Raw genomic sequence first — 16,350 nt, 5'->3', positions numbered from 1 at the left:
ACCTTCTCCCACAAGGGGAGAAGGGAAAGGCGCAAAATCCCCTTGACCTCAACCTATCTTGAGCTTGCAAACCGTCTCTGAGCCCCTGCGAAGCAACTCGTACAAGAGTGGAGACAGATCGAAATGAGCACCAACAATCAACGCACCGGCAGCGTCTTCCGCGTCGACAAATTCGTCGTGCCGGCGCAAGCGCGCGACGAAATCCTCAGCAAGGCCAGGATGACGCATGAATTGCTGCGCCAGCAGGAGGGTTTTGTGCAGGACTTCCTGCTCGAACAGTTCTCCGGCCCCGGCGAGTTCAACTTCGTCACCGTGGTCGAGTGGGAAAGCCAGGCCGCCGTCGACAAGGTGGTGCCGATCGTCAAGGCCGCACATGAGCGCATCGCCTTCAGCGCGCAGGAAACCATCGCCCGCCTCGGCGTCAAGGCCGACATAGCCAACTATCGGCGCGTGCCCGAACTATAGGAAGGCCACCCGGCTCCGGGCACCGAAACAGCGGCGCTCAGCACCTGGCCGGTGCGGGCGTCGCTCACCATGTTTTCGAACCCACGCCATTCGGCGGCGGCGATGAACAACGTCCTGCCGTCGGAGCCGCCCAGCATGCAGGCAAAGCAGCCGCGATCGACCTCGACCCTGTCGATTTTCTCGCCTCCCTCTTGCACGCGCACGCAGTGCCGGTTGGGCACGTCGGCATACCAGACGCAGCCCTCGGCATCGATGCAGATGCCGTCGGGATAATTGTTCCCGAGATCGGCCCAGACGCGACGGTTGGAAAGGCTCCCATCTTCGGCGATGTCGAAGGCGGTCAATCGGTTGGCGTGGGATTCGGCGACGATCAGTGTCTTGTTGTCCGGCGTCACCGCCATGCCGTTGGCAAAGGCGATATCCTCGGCGACCTGCCGCACGCTGCCGTCCGCTGCGACCAGCACGATCGTGCCCGGTCCGAAATGCTCGCCCGGCGCCGGTGCCGGCCCACCGCCATTGACATAGATGTTGCCGCGCCCATCGACGACGATTTCGTTCCAGGGGTTCTTCGACAGATGCCTCAGATCGGCATGGGTGACGAGCGTCCCGCTTGCTTCCTGCCGGAGCAGCAGGCCTTCCCGCCCCGAGACCACCAGAAGCCGGCCATCCGGCAACCAGTCGATCGAATAGGGCAGGACGGCCGGCACGATAAGCATCACCTCGCACCGGCCATTGTCGTTCACCGCGACGATCTCGCCGGTGCCCCAGTTGCAAAGCCAGAGCCGGCCGTCATGCCAGCGCGGCGACTCGCCGAAGGCTAGGCCTTCGGTGACGACCTTGGCACTCATTGCAGACGGTTTCGGCGAAGGCATTGGCGGGCTCCTTGGGTGTCCACTCGCCAAGGACGCGTGACGGAGCCGATTTCCGACAACAGGAGCAAAATGAGGCTTGCCGGCGCTGCCGTCCAGGCCCCGCCTATCCTCCCCATTGTTGCGTTGCGGGGAGGGGGGCTTTCCGCTATTGAGGCGCAACCTGAAACAGGGACCGCCCAAGCCCTATGACGCTTCTCGACTCGGTCAAGAATACGTTCGTTCCGATCCATCGCGAAGGCTACCCCTTCATCGCCGCCTTCGCCGCGGCCACGCTGTTCCTCGGCTATTTCTCCTCGGTCCTGTTCTGGATCGGACTGATCCTGACCGCATGGTGCATCTATTTCTACCGTGACCCCGAGCGCGTCACCCCGGTCGACGACCGGCTGGTGGTGAGCCCGGCCGATGGCGTGATTTCCGCGGTCGGCCCCGCCGTGCCGCCGAGCGAGCTTGGGCTGGGCTCCGGCGAGATGACCCGCATCTCGGTGTTCATGAACGTGTTTTCCTGCCACATCAACCGCGCTCCGGTGCGCGGCCGGATCACGCGCATCGAGCACAAGCCCGGCAAATTCCTCAATGCCGAGCTCGACAAGGCAAGCGCCGAGAACGAGCGCAACGGCTTGGTCATCGACAGCCCGAACGGCACGATTGCCGCCGTGCAGATCGCCGGCCTTGTCGCGCGCCGCATCGTCTGCTGGGCAGAGACCGGCGGCACGATCGCGATAGGCGAGCGTTTCGGCCTGATCCGCTTCGGCTCGCGCGTCGACGTCTTCCTGCCGTCGGGCGCCGTGCCGCGCGTCGCGGTCGGCCAGACGGCGGTCGGCGGCGAGACCGTGCTTGCCGAATTCGGCGGCACCGCGGTCACGCCCTTGGTCAGGGTTTCCTGAGCGTTGGGCGCGCCGTTCAAGAAATTCGAAGCCCATGCCAGCGGCGGTCCGCGCATCCGCGAGATCCCGATGCGCATGGTGCTGCCCAACCTGGTCACCGTGCTTGCCATCTGCGCCGGCCTATCCGGCATCCGCTTCGCCTTCGAGAACCGCTTCGAGATCGCTGTGGTCATGGTGTTGCTTGCCGCCTTCCTCGACGGCATCGACGGGCGACTGGCGCGCATGCTGAAGGCGACCTCGAAATTCGGCGCCCAGATGGATTCGCTGGCCGATATCGTCAATTTCGGCGTGGCGCCGGCCCTGGTGCTCTATGCCTTCCTGCTCGACCGCGCCGGCTCGCCAGGCTGGATCGCCGCACTTCTCTTCACCATCGCTTGCGGCATGCGGCTGGCCCGCTTCAACGTTCTGGCCGATGACGCCGAGCAACCGGCCTGGCAGACCGAATATTTCGTCGGCGTGCCGGCCCCGGCGGGTGCTGTGCTGGTCATGCTGCCGCTCTATCTTTATTTCCTGCGGCTAGGTCTGGAGCCCAGCCGGCCGGCCGCCTTCGTCGCCACCGGCTTCACCGTGCTGGTCGCCTTCCTTCTGGTCAGCCGCCTGCCGGTCTACTCGGGCAAGAGCGTCAAGGTGCCGGGCGACAGGGTGCTGCCGGTCATCCTCGGCGTCGTGCTCTACATCCTCTTGCTGATGACCTATCCCTGGTACACGCTGACGGCTTCCGTCGCTGGGTACCTGCTTTTCCTGCCGTTGTCGGTGCGCGCCTATTCCAAGCGGGCCATGCGCGAAGGCGAGAAGGTGCCGCCGTCGGATATCGGGTAGCGCTGCGCCCTAGGCCGCCGCACTCAGCCCCAGCCGGTCGATCGCCAGCTTGCGCGCCGAGATGTAATCCGTCTTGCCCGAGCCCAGCACCGGGATCTCTTCCACCTTGATGATGTCGTTGGGCACCATCAGCTCGGCCGCGCCGGCCTTCTTGCCGAACTGGCGCAGCTCCTCGGCATTGGCTTCGTCGGCGGTGGTGACCAGCACGATGCGCTCGCCGCGCCTCTTGTCGGGCACTGCCACCGCTGCGTGGCGTTCTTCCGGCCATAGCGACTGCACCAGCATCTCGACGGCGCCCAGCGACACCATCTCGCCGGCGATCTTGGCGAAGCGCTTGGCCCGCCCGCGTATGGTGATGAAGCCCTCGCGGTCGACCGAGACGATATCGCCGGTATCGTGCCAGCCTTCCAGCCGCTGCAATTCGCCGGGACGCTCGGCGGTCATATAGCCCATCATCATGTTCGGTCCGTCGAGCCACAGCCGGCCGCCCTCGGCGATGCCTTCGACCGGCTCCAGCTTCATGCGGATCGCCGGCAGCGGACGCCCGACTGTGCCGTCGCGGCTGTGGATGGCGGTGTTCACCGCCACCACGGGCGCGGCCTCGGTCAGCCCGAAGCCTTCCACGATCGAGGCCTGGAAACGGTCGCGGTAGGTGCGCCGCGTTTCCGGCTTCACCGCTTCGGCGCCGGCCACGACAAAGCGCAAGCTGGAGAAGTCGCCGTCCTTGGCGGTGCGGGCGTAGTTGGCCAGAAAAGTGTCGGTGCCGAACATCACGGTCGGCTTCACCTTGCGGGCGATCTCCGGGATGATCTTGTAGTGCAGCGGCGAGGGGTAGAGGAACAGCTTTACGCCCAGCACCAGCGGCAGGATGGTGCCGCCGGTCAATCCGAAGGAATGGAACACCGGCAGAACGTTGAGCAGGATGTCGGCCGGCGAGACGGAGACGCGCGCCTCAGCCTGCATGACATTGGCAAGCAGGTTGCGGTTCGACAGCACCACCGCCTTTGGCGTGCCTTCCGAGCCGGAGGTGAACAGGATGACAGCGGGTTTCGAGGCTTGCTGCCGCTGCAGCGGCAAACGCCACAGAAGCGCTGCGGCAACCTTGTCCAGGGTCGTCACATTGGCGCGCACATCCTCCAGCCACAGCATCTTGGCGCCACCCGCCTCGACCGCGGCGACGATGTCGTCGATGCCGGCCTTTTCGATGAAGGCGCGGGAGGAAACCACCGTCCTGATGACAGCAGTGCGGATCGCCGCGGTCACGCTCGCCGGGCCGGCGGTGTAGTTGATCATCGCCGCCACGCGGGCAGCTGAGACCAGGCCGACGAAGGTAAGCACCACGCCATTGGCGTTGGGCAACAGCACGCCGACTGCTTCGCCGGGCGCGGTCACCGCCTCGAAATGGCGGCCGAGCACGCGAGCGCCGATGAACAGCTTACGGTAGCTGAGCGAACCGGAAATCACATCCTCGATGATCGGGCGCGAAGGTCCGATGCGGTCGGCGGCGTCGCGCATGGCGAGGAAGAGCCCGCGATCGAGATTGGTGCCGTAGAGCCGCGCCTCCGCGAAGCGGTCGAACAGCGCGTTGGTGTTGGATGCCATGTCGGGGTTGCGCGCCACCAGCTCGGCGATGGTCATCGGCTCCAGCACACTCATCGAAAGCCGCGGGAACCAGTGGCGCGGCGCTTTTTCCTTCGGCGTCAGCGACACCGGCAGGTCACGCGTGCCGGCAACGAAGATCGGCACGATGCGTGCGTCGGCCTGCATGGCGATGCGGGTGATGGCACGAAATAGCCTGAAGGACTTGACGTCCGGCTCGACATTGTCCGGCAGATAGACGGCAAGCCGCCCCTTGCCCTTCAGCACACGCACCAGCCGGCGGCTGACGAAGATATGCTCGGCGTTGAAGGCGATGGTACGCGCAAGCTCGCGCCACGGCTCCAGCCAGGGCGAGCGCGCCGAAGCCTCGTCCAGGATATGCAGCGTGTCGTCGGGAAGCAGCGACAGCATCAGCGCCGGCTCGATGCGTGACTGGTGCCAGACGACATAGATGACCGGCGTCTTGGCGCTGCGGGCGATGCGCATGCGATTGTCGGCGATGCGGTAGGCGAGCTTGAACGGCACATAGAGCAGCGCCTGGGTGAAGCGCAGGTCGAGCCGGAACCGCTCGATCACGGCAATCAGCAGCCAGGCAAAGACAAGGCCCGCCAGCAGCGCCAGGGTCAGGATCATGCCGCTCTCTCCCAGTCTCCTCCAGGGCGCGGCTCTTGAGCGACCGCTTCGGTGGCAGAGGGTAGCGGAAGTGCGGGCAAGGTCAATGCGGACTGAAGCAGTGCCTCGATCTCCACTTGAAAGGCTCTGACACATGTCGTAAATAAAATGACACGTGACGGAGAGGTAAAGATGGCTACTTTCCCGACGGGGTTCGCCGAAGCACCACACATGGAGTCGGAGTTCGAACGGCTGATCGACCTGTTCGGCGGGCCGAAGGTTCTTGGATCCTCGGTATCCAGCCCGCTTGAGGCGCATGAAATGATCCTGCATGGAATTCCAAGCCAGGCTCTGGAAAGCCTCGTCAGGCAACTGACCGTCATCGAAGCAGATGCCTTCGAGGCGGCATTCGGCATGAGCGAGCGGACATTTCAGCGGCACAAATCGGATCACTCCCGGACGCTCAATCGGGAGCAGGGTTCAAGGACCTGGAATTTCGCCAGGGTTCTCACCAAGGCCACGTCTGTTTTCGGAAACCAGGAAGCGGCCGAGAAATGGATGATTGAGCCCGCCATGGGCTTGGACAACCGGCGACCGATCGATCTGCTGGCGACAGCGGCGGGTACCATGCTTGTGCAGGAATTTCTCGAACGGCTCGACTACGGTGTCTACGCGTGACGCCGTTGCCGGGTTCTCTTGGGACAGGAGATTTCGTCGGCTGGAGACTTGATCATAAATGCTTCCAGGCAACTTGGGACAGCGGTGAGGGAGCCTTCAAACTCGGGGGAAGGTGGAACAGCAAAGGCGTCAGAGCCGTCTACGCATCCATTGATCCATCGACCGCCATTCTCGAGGTGGCGGTTCACAAAGGATTTCGTACGTTGGATACCGTTCCTCACGGGCTGACGGCATTCGACATCACCGATCCATTGAACGTTCATGTGGTGGAAATGGACGAGATTCCGAACGCAAACTGGCTGCGTCCCGGCATTCCAGGCGCCGGCCAGCAGCAGTTTGGCGATGCTCTGCTGGCCAAGCATCCCTTCTTTCTGATCCCCAGCGCGGTATCCCAGCACAGCTGGAACCTGGTGTTCGATCCCGGTCGGGCGGCTGGCCTTTATACGCTGCGTCTCCAAGAGGATTTTGCGCTCGATACGAGGCTTCACCCTCCTGTGAAATAGCTGTCGGCGGGAGTGAGCAATACTCTCACGCCGCCTTCAACCTTCCGCTGATGAAGCGGAACTCCTGGCTTTTGCCGCCATAGCCATAGGCCGCCGCCGGCACTTCGTGCACGAAGGCGTAGCTTTCCTCATGCACGCCGCCCAGCAGCCGGCCGAAGGTCTCGAAGATCGCCTTGAGATAGGCTTCGAGCTCGAGCTTTGTGTTGGTGCCGTCGACGACCTTGATGTCGAGCCAGAACGTGTTGGTGCCGTGCTCGGTCAGCGACTTGCCGCCGGCGAACCAGTGCTGCGGATCGATGTAGTTGACGGCGACCGCGGTGATCGTCGGATCCTTGTGCAACAGTTTCGCGGTGATATCGGTGGCCTCCCTGGCGATTGCGGCGGACAGCTTGGCATCCGGCTTGCCGGTGATGCTGATATTGATGATCGGCATTTTTCTATCCTCCGAGTTGGGCGCCTCGCGCCGTCGATGGAGGAACCATGCCATCGGCATAGCATCAATAAAATCGAATTGTTTTTGATAAATAGTTCGATAGCATTGAAGTATGGAAACGCTCGATCCGGATCTTCTGAAAACCTTCCTTGCCTTTGTCGACGGCGGCTCGCTCGCCAAGGCCGCATCCACCGTCGGCCGCACGCCGTCAGCGGTGACTGCGCAGATGCAGCGGCTGGAGGAGATCGTCGGCGAGCCGCTGCTCATTCCGCAGGGCAGGGGACGCGGGCTGACGCCGGCCGGCGAAGATCTTGTCGGCCATGCGCGGCGCATCCTTGCCGTCCACACCGAGGCCTGGCTGGCGCTGAAGGGCGCGCGCGCCGGCGGCCGCATCGCCATCGGCACGACGCAGGATTTCGCCGATCAGGGCCTCCCGGACCTGCTCCGGGCCTTCGCTGCCAGCCACCCGCGCGTCAGGGTCGAGCTGCGCGTTGGCCGCTCCCTGGAGCTCGGGTCGGCGTTGCAGGCAGGCCAGCTCGACCTCGCGATCACCATGCGCCATGCCCCGTCGCTGGATGAAGCGGCCCTGATCAGCGAGCCGATGCTGTGGCTCTGCTCGGAAAAAGGCCTGGCGGCGCGACAGGAGGTGGTGCCGCTGGCGCTGCTCGATTCCTATTGCGGCTTCAGGGAGGCAGCGCTCAATGCGCTCGATGCAGCCGGCCGCCGCTATCGCATCGCCGCCGGCAGCGCCAGCCTTGCCGGCCTGCGCGCCGCAGTCAACGCCGGCATCGCGTTGACGCCGCGCACCCGGCGTTTCGCCCATTCCGGCATCGTCGAGGTACCTGACGATTTCGACCTCCCGCCGCTGCCGATGGCCGATTTCGCCATCCGGCTCGGCCGCGAAGCCGCCCGCCCGGCGCGGGACCTGGCGGAGCTGCTTGCCGGCGGCCTGGCCCTTCCGTCCTGAGGCCGGTCGCCCAAAGAAAAAGCCGACCTTTTTGAGGGTCGGCTTCTAGTCGGACGGGTCGAGGGGTTTGGGGGGACTTGGGGGGTGACCCGTCGATCCAATAATGCTCCACGGGGATGATGGTTCCGTGACCGGCGAAATATTTTTATGAACCCGCCGATTTCACCTTCAGCCAGTCGCGTCCGGCATGCGCAAAGACCGCGCAAAGCACGATGGCGCCGCCGATGATGCTAGCCATCGGTGGGACTTCGCCGAGGAACAGCAGGGCAAACAGGATGGCGAACGGCACCTCTGCGGAACCGAGCAGGCCGGCTTCCGCCGACGGGATCAGCCGCGAGCCTTCCGTCCACAGGATCGAGGCGAGCGCGAAAGAGCAGCCGAAGGTGGCAAGCAGCGCCACGTCGCGGGCGGACACGGCCAGCGGATCGGTGATGAACCAGCCGAGCACGAAAAGCAGGAAGGCCGAGACAGCGCCCGCCCACACGACCGGCGAGTCGCGAAAAGCGCGCACCATGATCATGTAGAGCGCGCTTCCGGCGGTCATTAGCAGCGCCAGGGCGTCGCCGAACAGGTGCCCACTGCCGAGGCCGGCGCCCACCATGATGGCGACGCCGCAAAGCGATACGGCCGCCGCGATCATCGTCTGCAGCCGGAATTTTTCCCGCACCAGAAGGAAGGCGAGCAGTGCGGCGATGAAGGGCGAGATCGCGTAGATGACCGCGACATTGGCGACATAGGTGAATTTGAAGGCCGAGATGAAGGCGATGCTGGCGGCGGCGCCCTCGACCGCAAGCAGCCAGCCCCGCCAGCCGAGTTTCAGGCTTTCGCGCCCGCCCGAGCGGCGCCGTCGCCACAGCACGTAGAAGCTGATCAGGATCGAGCCGAAAAAACCGCGCCAGCAGGTGATGGTCAGCGGATCGGCATGGATCGACTTGGTCAGCACGCCAGTGAGCGCGAAGGCGATCGCCGATGCCGACACCAGGATGATGCCGAGCGTGCGCTCGGCCGCGACGTCGGCGGCGGGCGCAAGCTTTTCCGGCATGTCGAGCGTGTCCGTCATGGCGCCAGCCTACCCAGTTGCTCCTGACAGCCTTCCGTCATGAGGCCTGCTCCCGTCTGCGGAAATGCTCGTTGCCGACGATGAGCAGGCCGGCGCCGATGATCAGCGCCGCGCCCATGAACACTTCCGTGCGCGGCAAGTCGCCCCATATGGCGTAGCCCAGCGCGAAGGCCCAGACCAGCGAGGTGTACTCGAACGGTGCCACAATCGACACCGGCGCGCGCTTCATGCCCTCGAACAGCATGTATTGCGCCACACCGCCCAGCGCGCCGACGCTGATGAGCAAGAGGAACTGCGTTCCGTCGGGCATATGCCACCAGATCAGCGCCGGCACGGCCGAGAAGAGCAGGAAATAGAAATTGTTGAGCACGAGCTGGATCGTCGTGCGCTCCTGCAGCGCCGTCTTGCGCAGCAGCACCACGGCGATCCCCCAAAGGACGGCCGCTGCCAGCACCAGGAGCACCGGCACGGAGAAGCCGAGCCGGGTCGGATCGCAGGCGATGAAGACGCCGACGAAGCCGATGAACACCGCCAGCCAGCGCAGCAGCGGCACCGTCTCGCCCAGGATCAGCACGGACAGCACGGTGACGATGATCGGCGCGGCGTAATAGATGGTGGTGAGCTCGGCAAGCTGCAGCGAGCGCGCGGCGTTGTAGTAGCAAAGCCAGGCGGCGAGCGTGAAGGCGCTGCGCAACAGCATCGGCCTGACGATCGGCGAATCGATCGTGTCGGCGAACAGCCGCCTGCCGCCGACCGCGCCGCAGGCGAGGAGCACGGTGATCGAGCGGACGAGCATGATCTGCCAGACCGTCATGCCGGCGACCAGGAGCTTGATCGAGGCATCCTGCGCCGAAAACAGGAAATAGGCGGCGGCCGTGAACAGGATGCCGGCCAGCACCCTTTCGCGGCTTTCCAGGATGACGACATCGGCCATAAGGGCTCAGCGTGTTTGCGTGAGGCGGTCCCGCCCCGGTCGGGACCGTTGCTCCAGCTATAGGGGCGAAAGCTTGCACTGCGCTGCTCCAGCGCAGCGCTTGCGTTGGCGCAGGGATGGCAATCGAGGCACGGGGTGGTAGCGTGGGAAAGCAAGGCGGAGGAGCGTCGGGTGAAGGCAGTCGTTATGGCGGGCGCGATCCTGATCGCGATCGCGGGGACGTCCGGAGCGGAAACCGTCTATCGTTACAAGCACGGGCCCTCGACGATGTGCGGCATCCACGGCGCCGACAGCGGCGATTTTCTCAGGCACGTGCGGGCGCAGGGCAGTCTCCATCAAGCCCCGGCTTCAGAGCGGTTCGACTTGTTCGTTTCGGATGATGGACTGACGCAGTGGGTTTTCACAAAGCCCTCCGAGAAGGCCTATCCTGCCGTGACATGCAGGCGGTTCGACAAGGATCAGCAAGGCAACTGGATTGCGAACCGGGAACTTCGCTGCGAGACGGATAGCCCTGTCTGCGACAGGCTGGCCGATGAGTTTCAGAAACTGGACGAGCAACTGCGCCGCTCGCTGGCAAACGGCAAATAAAGTGTTCGCATGACCTACGACAAGCCTACCGATCCAAATCTCGACCGCGCTTTTTGTTCTTCTGAGGTCATCATGACGAGAACGCCGCCAATCCGCTGCATTCGCGCGACGAACCTGCCCGGCTTTGCCCTGATGTAGGCGCGGGTCACCTGCGCGCGTGACCTGCCATTATTGCGTCGCCTGATAGAGCTCCGATGCCGCGTCCTTCAGCGCGCGCCGTCCGTCCGGCCGCAGATACATCATATGGCCGCCCTCGACGACGTCGAGGCGGATCGGCTTGGCGTCCGATAGCGAAGGAAGCTGGTTCACCAGATAGCGCGAGGCGAGATAGGGCGTGACGAGATCGGTATAGCCGTTGACGATGACGACACCCAGCGCCGGGTTGAGCGAGCGGGCGCGCTGCAGGTCGTTCATCACACCGGCATAGCCCTGGCCTGATGTGCCGTAATCCCAACTGCGGCTGACCTCGCCATTGAGCAGCCGGTAGCTGACGTCGGTGCGGTAGTTCAGCTCGTCGCGGGCGTAAGCGACGAAGGCGGAGGTCAGCACCGGAACGCTGCGGTCGAGCACCGGGTCGGGGCCGGCCTCACGGGCGCTTTGCGGCGCGATGTCGGCAGTGCCGATGGTGGCGTCGTAGGGGCTCAGAACCTTGCCCGTGGCGCGCTGGAATTCCTTGGCGAAAAGCCCGATGGGGATGCGGGCGAAATTGCGCTGGACGAGCTCCAGCGGCAGGCCGATGATCTCCGAAACGCGCCCGCTGGCGAGTTTGCCGCCTTGCTCCAGCCCGCTGTTCAGCGCCGTCAGGTAATCGCCGAGCGCATAATGCTCGACCTCGGCCAACCTGTCGCGCAACACGTCGCCGCTCACGCCGTCGCCCTTCAGCCGCGTTGCCGCCAGCGAAGGCAGCTCCAGCGCCCAGTGCAGCTGGTCGAATTGGTCGGGGCGCACCAGCATGAATTCCAGCGCAGGCGAGATCAGCACGATGCCGCTGGGGCTGAGGCCGACATCCTCCTGCAGCGTGCGGGCAAGCAGCGCGGCGCGAAAGCCGCCATAGCTCTCGCCGGCGAGGAACAGCGGCGATCCGGTGCGGCCGTTCTGCGCCAGATAGAGGCGGATGAAGGCGCCGACCGAGCTGGCGTCGGCATCGACGCTCCAGAATTCCTTCGGCTCGTGCCCAGGCGCTTCGCGGCTGTAACCGGTGCCGACCGGATCGACGAAGACGAGATCGCTCATGTCGAGCCAGCTGTCGGGGTTGTCGATGAGCTTCTGCGGCGGCCGCAGGAACTCGCCGTCGGCGGCGGTCTCGACGATGCGCGGTCCGATCGCGCCGAGATGCAGGTAAGCAGACGCGGCACCGGGCCCGCCGTTGAAGACGAAGGTGATCGGCCGCTCCTTCGCCGGGGCGGGCGATTGCTGCGAGTAGGCGACATAGAAGATCTCGGCCGTCACCTCGCCCTTGCCGGATAGGAGGGACAGCGTGCCGGCCTTGGCCTGGTAATCCAGCTTGCGCCCGCCGAGCGTGATCGAATGCTCTGTTACCTGCGGAGGCGGCAACAGCGACAGCACGCCGCCGGTCGGGGCTGGACGCTCGGGTGCTTCGGCGAAGGTGGGCTGAGCGAAGGCGGCGACCGCCAGCAGGATGAGGGAGACGAGCTTGGATCGCATGTGGGCTCCGGAAATGGTCTCGGAATAGGTATGGCCTGGGCGTGTGAAGTCAAAACAACAATCGCAAACGTTGCGATCCTTCGCGCCCCCCTCTGCCCTGCCGGGCATCTCCCCCTCGAGGGGGGAGATCAGATGTCGCGTCGGCCTTCGCCATTCTCCCACGCTCGCTAATCTCCCACGCTGCGGAAAGGGCGCCGCCGGAGAAGCTGCCAATCTCCCCCCAAGAGGGGGAGATGTCCGGCAGGACAGAGGGGGGCGCTGTCCCGCCGGCATATCAGTGCTATCAAGGCATCAAAGGCTGATCGGAAGGACAACACAATGGACGCAACCGCACTCAAGGCCATGCAGGCCCCGTTGAAGGACGTCTATCGCGAAGACGCCGCGCGAGCGCTGATCACGCTGAAGGCCCGCGGCACGCTCGACGACCAGTCGATCGCCTGCAAGGTGGAGACCGGTAGGGCGCTTGCTGTCGCCGGGCTTCATCCGGCCACCGGCGGCTCGGGCCTCGAGCTGTGCTCGGGAGACATGCTGCTGGAAGCGCTGGTCGCCTGCGCCGGCGTGACGCTGAAAGCGGTGGCGACCGCCTTGGAGTTCAAGCTCGGCAACGCTACCGTCGAGGCCGAGGGAGACCTCGATTTTCGCGGCACGCTGGGCGTCGCCCGCGACGCGCCGGTCGGCTTCCGCGAGATAAGGCTGAAATTCGATCTCGACACCGACGAGCCGCAGGAGCGCATCGATTCGCTCCTCAAGCTCACCGAGCGCTACTGCGTGGTGTTCCAGACGATCAACAGCAAGCCGGCGTTGAGCGTGAGCGCACAGCGCTGAGGCGACGCCTCGCGCTACTGCGCCGAGGGCGTTTCCGCATCCCCTTCATCGGTAAACGGCGAGGCGCTCGGCACGCATTGTACGGCCCAGCCCTGAGGGGTCGGCTGCTTCTGATATTCGGTGACGGCGTTGGTGCATTGTTCGCGGGTGTCGAAGGTGCTGGGCAGCACCACCATGCCGCCCTGCGGGCCGGCGATCACCAGGTACCAGACCAACGCTACGCTGGGAGTAGCAGCCATGGGAATTCCTCGCTTTGAAATGTCGGAGTCGGGCCGATCCTAGCAACTCCCATGGAGCAGCGAAAGCAGCGAGGCGGCACACGCTTTCGCCGCCCCGTTCACAGACCCGTGAATAGAGGGGTCGCGACGCCTCAGGCACCCAGGTTTTATTCCGGCTGCCGGTAGGCGACGAAGCGGTTGTGCTTGGCCTGGAAGATCAGGCCGGTTTCCTTCAGTTCCGGGCTTGCCAGGGGCACGATGCGCCTGGCGATCTCGGACGGATGCGGCAGCGTCTCCGGATCCTCTCCGGGCATGGCCTGGGCGCGCATCGCCGTGCGGGTTGCCCCCGGATCGGCGGCGTTCACCCTCAGCGGCAGGCTCTCGGTCTCATGGGCCCAGGAACGCATCATCGTTTCGACCGCCGCTTTCGAAGCCGCATAGGGCGCCCAGAAGGCGCGCGCCGAATGCGCCGCGTTGGAGGAGAGAATGATGGCGCGGCCCGCGTCGGAGAGCCTGAGCAGCGGGTCGACCGAACGGACCAAACGCCAGGTCGAAGTGACGTTGATGGTCATCACCTTCTCGAAGGTCTTGGCCTCGACATGGCCGATCGGCGAAATGACGCCGAGCACGCCGGCATTGGCAACCAGTATGTCGAGCTTGCCCCAGCGCTCGTGGATCGCGCCGCCCAGCCGGTCGATGCCGGCCATGTCGGCAAGATCGAGCGGCACCAGCGTCGCCTGGCCGCGGCCGTCGGCCTTGATCTGGTCGTCGAGTTCTTCCAGCCCGCCCACGGTGCGCGCCACCGCGATCACATGCGCGCCGGCTGCCGCCAGCTCCCTGGCGAGGAAATAGCCGATGCCGCGCGAGGCGCCGGTTACGACCGCCACGCGGCCGGAAAGGTCGAGGGTCATTCAGGAATTTCCGTAAAGTGCGATTACGACCCGCCACTCGCCAGCAGCGACAGCGTGCGCACATTATCGTGGCCTTCGAAGTCGAGCAGGCGGGTGGGGTACTGGCCGGTGAAGCAGGCGTCGCAGAATTGCGGCTGGTCGTTGTCGCGGCCGGCCTCGCCGACGGCACGGTAGAGTCCGTCGATCGAGAGAAAACCGAGCGAATCGACGCGGATGAATTCCGCCATCTCCTCGACCGACATGCGCGATGCCAGGAGCTTCGACTTCTCCGGCGTGTCGACGCCATAGAAGCAGGACGCGCTTGTCGGCGGCGAAGCGATGCGCATATGCACTTCCCTGGCGCCGGCGTCGCGCACCATCTGCACGATCTTCTGGCTGGTGGTGCCGCGCACGATCGAATCGTCGACCAGCACCACGCGCTTGCCCTCGATCATGCGGCGGTTGGCGTTGTGCTTCAGCTTAACGCCCATATGGCGGATCGAATCGCCCGGCTGAATGAAGGTGCGCCCGACATAGTGGTTGCGGATGATGCCGAGCTCGAAGGGAATGCCGGCGGCCTGGGAAAAACCGATCGCGGCCGGCGTGCCGGAATCCGGAACCGGCACGACGACGTCGGCGTCCACCGGGCTTTCCTGCGCGAGCTCGGCGCCGATGCGCTTGCGCACCTCGTAGACATTGCGGCCCTCGACCGAGGAATCCGGCCGCGCGAAATAGACATATTCGAAGATGCAGAAGCGCGTCTTCTGCGGCTCGAACGGGAAGATGCTCTCGATGCCCTTCGCGGTGATCACCACCATCTCGCCGGGCTTGATGTCGCGCACGAAGCGGGCGCCGATGATGTCGAGCGCGCAGGTTTCGGAAGCGAGGATCCAGGCGCCGTCGAGGTCGCCAAGCACCAGCGGGCGGATGCCCAGCGGATCGCGGCAGCCGATCATCTTCTTGGCGGTCATCGCCACCAGCGAGAAGGCGCCCTCGACTTGGCGTACCGCATCGATGAAACGCGAGTTCAAATCGCGCTCCTTGCTGGTCGCGACCAGATGCAGCAGCGTCTCTGTGTCGGAAGTCGAGGAGAAGATCGAGCCCTGCTTCTGCAGCGCGCGCTGCACGGTGAGCGCGTTGGTGAGGTTGCCGTTGTGGGCCACGGCAAGACCACCTTCCGCGAGCTCGGCGAAGAAGGGCTGGATGTTGCGCAGCCCGGCGCCGCCGGTGGTGGCGTAGCGCGTGTGGCCGATAGCGCGGTTGCCTTGCAGGCTGTCGATGACGCGCTGCTTGGTGAAGGTGTCGCCGATCAGGCCGACATGGCGTTCGACATGGAACTGGGTGCCGTCATAGGAGACGATGCCGGCCGCTTCCTGGCCGCGATGCTGCAGGGCATGAAGGCCGAGTGTGACGATGGCCGCCGCGTCCTGCCGGCCGAAGATGCCGAACACGCCGCATTCGTCATGAAAATGATCGTCGGCCTCGGCGGAAAGGACCTTGCCTTCATCTGCCGTTGAGTCTGCCATCTGGTGCTCAAGCTCCGCTAAAGCCGCCATATAAGGCGATCTCTCGCCGAACGCAACGCACGCTTTCTTGCATTCACAACCGGCACCAGGCCGGCCAGCAATCAGTTTGCCGGCGCTGGAGCCGGGGCGGGCGCTGGCGTGGCAGGCGCCGGCTCGTCGTCGGCAGGCGCCTCGCCCTCGCTGTCGTCTGGCGCCGGCGCGTTGTCGTCGCCTGCTGGAGGCTCGGCCGCGGGCTGGTCAGTCGTGGCCGGTGCGCCGGCCTGCGGCGTGCCCTTATGGGTGTATTTGTTGACCAGTTCCTCGGTGTTTTCCGGCAGCACGCTTTCGAGCTTGGCGCCGATCGTCTCCAGCAACGGCCGCGACTTGGCGTTGGCGATCCAGGCAGGCGCCTTGGCGCCGGCCAGCCAGTTGAAGAACAGCAGCGCCACCGCGACCACCAGAATGCCGCGCGCCGCGCCATAGAGAAAGCCGAGCGTGCGGTCGAGCGCGCCGATGCGGGAATCGATGATCCAGTCGGCGAGCTTCATGGTGATGACGGAGACGACGATCAGCGCGATGAGGAAGACGATGCCGGCAGAGGCCGCCATCGCGATCTTGTCGTTGTCGACATAGGGCTGAACATAGGGAAGCACCGGCTTGTAGAAGAAGAACGCCGCAGCCGCGGCCGCTGCCCAGGAAACCACCGACAGCACTTCGCGCGAGAAGCCGCGCACCATGGCGAGCATTGCTGAGACCAGGGTGAAGCCGACGAGGATTCCGTCAAGCAGCGTAATCGGCATGGTTCTCGCCCCACTTCCTGTCTTACGGCCCGA

19 protein-coding genes are annotated in these 16,350 nt (G+C 64.9%); 9 read left to right on the top strand and 10 right to left on the bottom strand.

Features of this window, described 5'->3' with window-relative positions; translation table 11 throughout:
• Positions 1 to 123 precede the first annotated feature (123 nt).
• Positions 124 to 465: an antibiotic biosynthesis monooxygenase gene (locus tag FJ423_RS13630; RefSeq protein WP_140842412.1), complete on the top strand. Its 342-nt coding sequence runs from the start codon at positions 124 to 126 to the stop codon at positions 463 to 465.
• Here the strand turns inward: FJ423_RS13630 and FJ423_RS13625 are convergent.
• Positions 441 to 1,313 (bottom strand): SMP-30/gluconolactonase/LRE family protein, encoded by an 873-nt coding sequence (locus FJ423_RS13625; protein ID WP_140842593.1) that lies wholly within the window; start codon positions 1,311 to 1,313, stop codon positions 441 to 443. The genes FJ423_RS13630 and FJ423_RS13625 overlap by 25 nt on opposite strands.
• Positions 1,314 to 1,522: 209 nt before the next feature.
• Here FJ423_RS13625 and FJ423_RS13620 point away from each other — a divergent pair, with 209 nt between their 5' ends.
• Positions 1,523 to 2,221: a phosphatidylserine decarboxylase gene (locus FJ423_RS13620; RefSeq protein WP_140700205.1), complete on the top strand. Its 699-nt coding sequence runs from the start codon at positions 1,523 to 1,525 to the stop codon at positions 2,219 to 2,221.
• A 75-nt stretch (positions 2,222 to 2,296) separates the two neighbouring features.
• The gene (locus FJ423_RS13615; RefSeq protein ID WP_224525202.1) at positions 2,297 to 3,040 is read left to right on the top strand and encodes a phosphatidylcholine/phosphatidylserine synthase; all 744 of its coding nucleotides are present in this window, start codon (positions 2,297 to 2,299) and stop codon (positions 3,038 to 3,040) included.
• Between the two features lie 9 nt (positions 3,041 to 3,049).
• Here FJ423_RS13615 and FJ423_RS13610 read toward each other — a convergent pair whose 3' ends face one another.
• The gene (locus tag FJ423_RS13610) at positions 3,050 to 5,272 is read right to left on the bottom strand and encodes an AMP-binding protein (protein WP_140842410.1); all 2,223 of its coding nucleotides are present in this window, start codon (positions 5,270 to 5,272) and stop codon (positions 3,050 to 3,052) included.
• A 171-nt stretch (positions 5,273 to 5,443) separates the two neighbouring features.
• Between FJ423_RS13610 and FJ423_RS13605 the strand changes: the two genes are divergently transcribed.
• On the top strand, positions 5,444 to 5,929 hold the full coding sequence (locus FJ423_RS13605; protein ID WP_140842408.1) for an antitoxin Xre/MbcA/ParS toxin-binding domain-containing protein: 486 nt from the start codon (positions 5,444 to 5,446) through the stop codon (positions 5,927 to 5,929).
• Complete coding sequence (locus FJ423_RS13600; RefSeq protein ID WP_140842406.1) at positions 5,926 to 6,432, top strand: RES domain-containing protein; 507 nt, start codon at positions 5,926 to 5,928, stop codon at positions 6,430 to 6,432. The genes FJ423_RS13605 and FJ423_RS13600 overlap by 4 nt, the downstream gene beginning before the upstream one ends.
• A 25-nt stretch (positions 6,433 to 6,457) precedes the next feature.
• Here FJ423_RS13600 and FJ423_RS13595 read toward each other — a convergent pair whose 3' ends face one another.
• On the bottom strand, positions 6,458 to 6,865 hold the full coding sequence (locus FJ423_RS13595; protein ID WP_140842404.1) for a 4-oxalocrotonate tautomerase family protein: 408 nt from the start codon (positions 6,863 to 6,865) through the stop codon (positions 6,458 to 6,460).
• Between the two features lie 112 nt (positions 6,866 to 6,977).
• Here FJ423_RS13595 and FJ423_RS13590 point away from each other — a divergent pair, with 112 nt between their 5' ends.
• On the top strand, positions 6,978 to 7,832 hold the full coding sequence (locus tag FJ423_RS13590) for a LysR substrate-binding domain-containing protein (RefSeq protein ID WP_140842402.1): 855 nt from the start codon (positions 6,978 to 6,980) through the stop codon (positions 7,830 to 7,832).
• Between the two features lie 145 nt (positions 7,833 to 7,977).
• On the opposite strand, the gene FJ423_RS13585 is transcribed toward FJ423_RS13590, so the two are convergent.
• Positions 7,978 to 8,892, bottom strand: a complete 915-nt coding sequence (locus FJ423_RS13585) for a DMT family transporter (protein WP_246680163.1) — start codon at positions 8,890 to 8,892, stop codon at positions 7,978 to 7,980.
• Positions 8,893 to 8,929: 37 nt separating this feature from the next.
• Positions 8,930 to 9,826, bottom strand: a complete 897-nt coding sequence (locus tag FJ423_RS13580) for a DMT family transporter (protein WP_140842400.1) — start codon at positions 9,824 to 9,826, stop codon at positions 8,930 to 8,932.
• Between the two features lie 171 nt (positions 9,827 to 9,997).
• On the opposite strand from FJ423_RS13580, the gene FJ423_RS13575 reads away from it, so the two are divergent.
• Entirely contained in the window at positions 9,998 to 10,414 is a 417-nt protein-coding gene (locus FJ423_RS13575; protein ID WP_140842398.1) for a hypothetical protein, read from the top strand.
• Between the two features lie 9 nt (positions 10,415 to 10,423).
• Positions 10,424 to 10,552 carry a hypothetical protein gene (locus FJ423_RS34590; protein WP_281408968.1) on the top strand — a complete coding sequence of 43 codons (129 nt, stop codon included), beginning with the start codon at positions 10,424 to 10,426 and terminating at the stop codon, positions 10,550 to 10,552.
• 30 nt (positions 10,553 to 10,582) lie between these two features.
• Here FJ423_RS34590 and FJ423_RS13570 read toward each other — a convergent pair whose 3' ends face one another.
• A complete protein-coding gene (locus tag FJ423_RS13570) occupies positions 10,583 to 12,079 on the bottom strand; it encodes a peptidase S10 (RefSeq protein WP_140842396.1) in 1,497 nt (498 codons plus the stop codon).
• Between the two features lie 318 nt (positions 12,080 to 12,397).
• Between FJ423_RS13570 and FJ423_RS13560 the strand changes: the two genes are divergently transcribed.
• Positions 12,398 to 12,904, top strand: coding sequence for an OsmC family protein (locus FJ423_RS13560; protein ID WP_140842394.1), 507 nt, complete (start codon positions 12,398 to 12,400; stop codon positions 12,902 to 12,904).
• A 14-nt stretch (positions 12,905 to 12,918) separates the two neighbouring features.
• Here the strand turns inward: FJ423_RS13560 and FJ423_RS13555 are convergent, their stop codons facing one another.
• The 4 genes from FJ423_RS13555 to FJ423_RS13540 all read right to left on the bottom strand — a co-directional run bounded on the left by FJ423_RS13555 (position 12,919) and on the right by FJ423_RS13540 (position 16,317).
• Positions 12,919 to 13,143 (bottom strand): hypothetical protein, encoded by a 225-nt coding sequence (locus FJ423_RS13555; protein WP_027165524.1) that lies wholly within the window; start codon positions 13,141 to 13,143, stop codon positions 12,919 to 12,921.
• A gap of 146 nt (positions 13,144 to 13,289) precedes the next feature.
• Positions 13,290 to 14,033, bottom strand: coding sequence for an SDR family NAD(P)-dependent oxidoreductase (locus FJ423_RS13550; protein ID WP_140842392.1), 744 nt, complete (start codon positions 14,031 to 14,033; stop codon positions 13,290 to 13,292).
• Between the two features lie 23 nt (positions 14,034 to 14,056).
• The gene (gene purF / locus FJ423_RS13545; protein ID WP_140842390.1) at positions 14,057 to 15,538 is read right to left on the bottom strand and encodes an amidophosphoribosyltransferase; all 1,482 of its coding nucleotides are present in this window, start codon (positions 15,536 to 15,538) and stop codon (positions 14,057 to 14,059) included.
• A gap of 101 nt (positions 15,539 to 15,639) precedes the next feature.
• Positions 15,640 to 16,317 carry a CvpA family protein gene (locus FJ423_RS13540; RefSeq protein WP_140842388.1) on the bottom strand — a complete coding sequence of 226 codons (678 nt, stop codon included), beginning with the start codon at positions 16,315 to 16,317 and terminating at the stop codon, positions 15,640 to 15,642.
• Between the last annotated feature and the right edge of the window lie 33 nt (positions 16,318 to 16,350).

Origin of the sequence: Mesorhizobium sp. B2-8-9 (assembly GCF_006439475.1) — a bacterium.
Taxonomy (GTDB): domain Bacteria; phylum Pseudomonadota; class Alphaproteobacteria; order Rhizobiales; family Rhizobiaceae; genus Mesorhizobium.
The sequence above is the reverse complement of the archived record's forward strand: the minus strand, read 5'-3'. Positions and strand labels throughout refer to the sequence as shown.

Coding starts and splice junctions, on each gene's coding strand:
- FJ423_RS13555 (WP_027165524.1), bottom strand. CDS start 13,143: ATGGCTGCTACTCCCAGCGTAGCGTTGGTCTGGTACCTGGTGATCGCC.
- FJ423_RS13570 (WP_140842396.1), bottom strand. CDS start 12,079: ATGCGATCCAAGCTCGTCTCCCTCATCCTGCTGGCGGTCGCCGCCTTC.
- FJ423_RS13540 (WP_140842388.1), bottom strand. CDS start 16,317: ATGCCGATTACGCTGCTTGACGGAATCCTCGTCGGCTTCACCCTGGTC.
- FJ423_RS13560 (WP_140842394.1), top strand. CDS start 12,398: ATGGACGCAACCGCACTCAAGGCCATGCAGGCCCCGTTGAAGGACGTC.
- FJ423_RS13625 (WP_140842593.1), bottom strand. CDS start 1,313: ATGAGTGCCAAGGTCGTCACCGAAGGCCTAGCCTTCGGCGAGTCGCCG.
- FJ423_RS13605 (WP_140842408.1), top strand. CDS start 5,444: ATGGCTACTTTCCCGACGGGGTTCGCCGAAGCACCACACATGGAGTCG.
- FJ423_RS13615 (WP_224525202.1), top strand. CDS start 2,297: ATGGTGCTGCCCAACCTGGTCACCGTGCTTGCCATCTGCGCCGGCCTA.
- FJ423_RS13585 (WP_246680163.1), bottom strand. CDS start 8,892: ATGACGGACACGCTCGACATGCCGGAAAAGCTTGCGCCCGCCGCCGAC.
- FJ423_RS13630 (WP_140842412.1), top strand. CDS start 124: ATGAGCACCAACAATCAACGCACCGGCAGCGTCTTCCGCGTCGACAAA.
- FJ423_RS13590 (WP_140842402.1), top strand. CDS start 6,978: ATGGAAACGCTCGATCCGGATCTTCTGAAAACCTTCCTTGCCTTTGTC.
- FJ423_RS13550 (WP_140842392.1), bottom strand. CDS start 14,033: ATGACCCTCGACCTTTCCGGCCGCGTGGCGGTCGTAACCGGCGCCTCG.
- FJ423_RS13620 (WP_140700205.1), top strand. CDS start 1,523: ATGACGCTTCTCGACTCGGTCAAGAATACGTTCGTTCCGATCCATCGC.
- FJ423_RS34590 (WP_281408968.1), top strand. CDS start 10,424: ATGACCTACGACAAGCCTACCGATCCAAATCTCGACCGCGCTTTTTGT.
- FJ423_RS13595 (WP_140842404.1), bottom strand. CDS start 6,865: ATGCCGATCATCAATATCAGCATCACCGGCAAGCCGGATGCCAAGCTG.
- FJ423_RS13580 (WP_140842400.1), bottom strand. CDS start 9,826: ATGGCCGATGTCGTCATCCTGGAAAGCCGCGAAAGGGTGCTGGCCGGC.
- FJ423_RS13610 (WP_140842410.1), bottom strand. CDS start 5,272: ATGATCCTGACCCTGGCGCTGCTGGCGGGCCTTGTCTTTGCCTGGCTG.
- purF (WP_140842390.1), bottom strand. CDS start 15,538: ATGGCAGACTCAACGGCAGATGAAGGCAAGGTCCTTTCCGCCGAGGCC.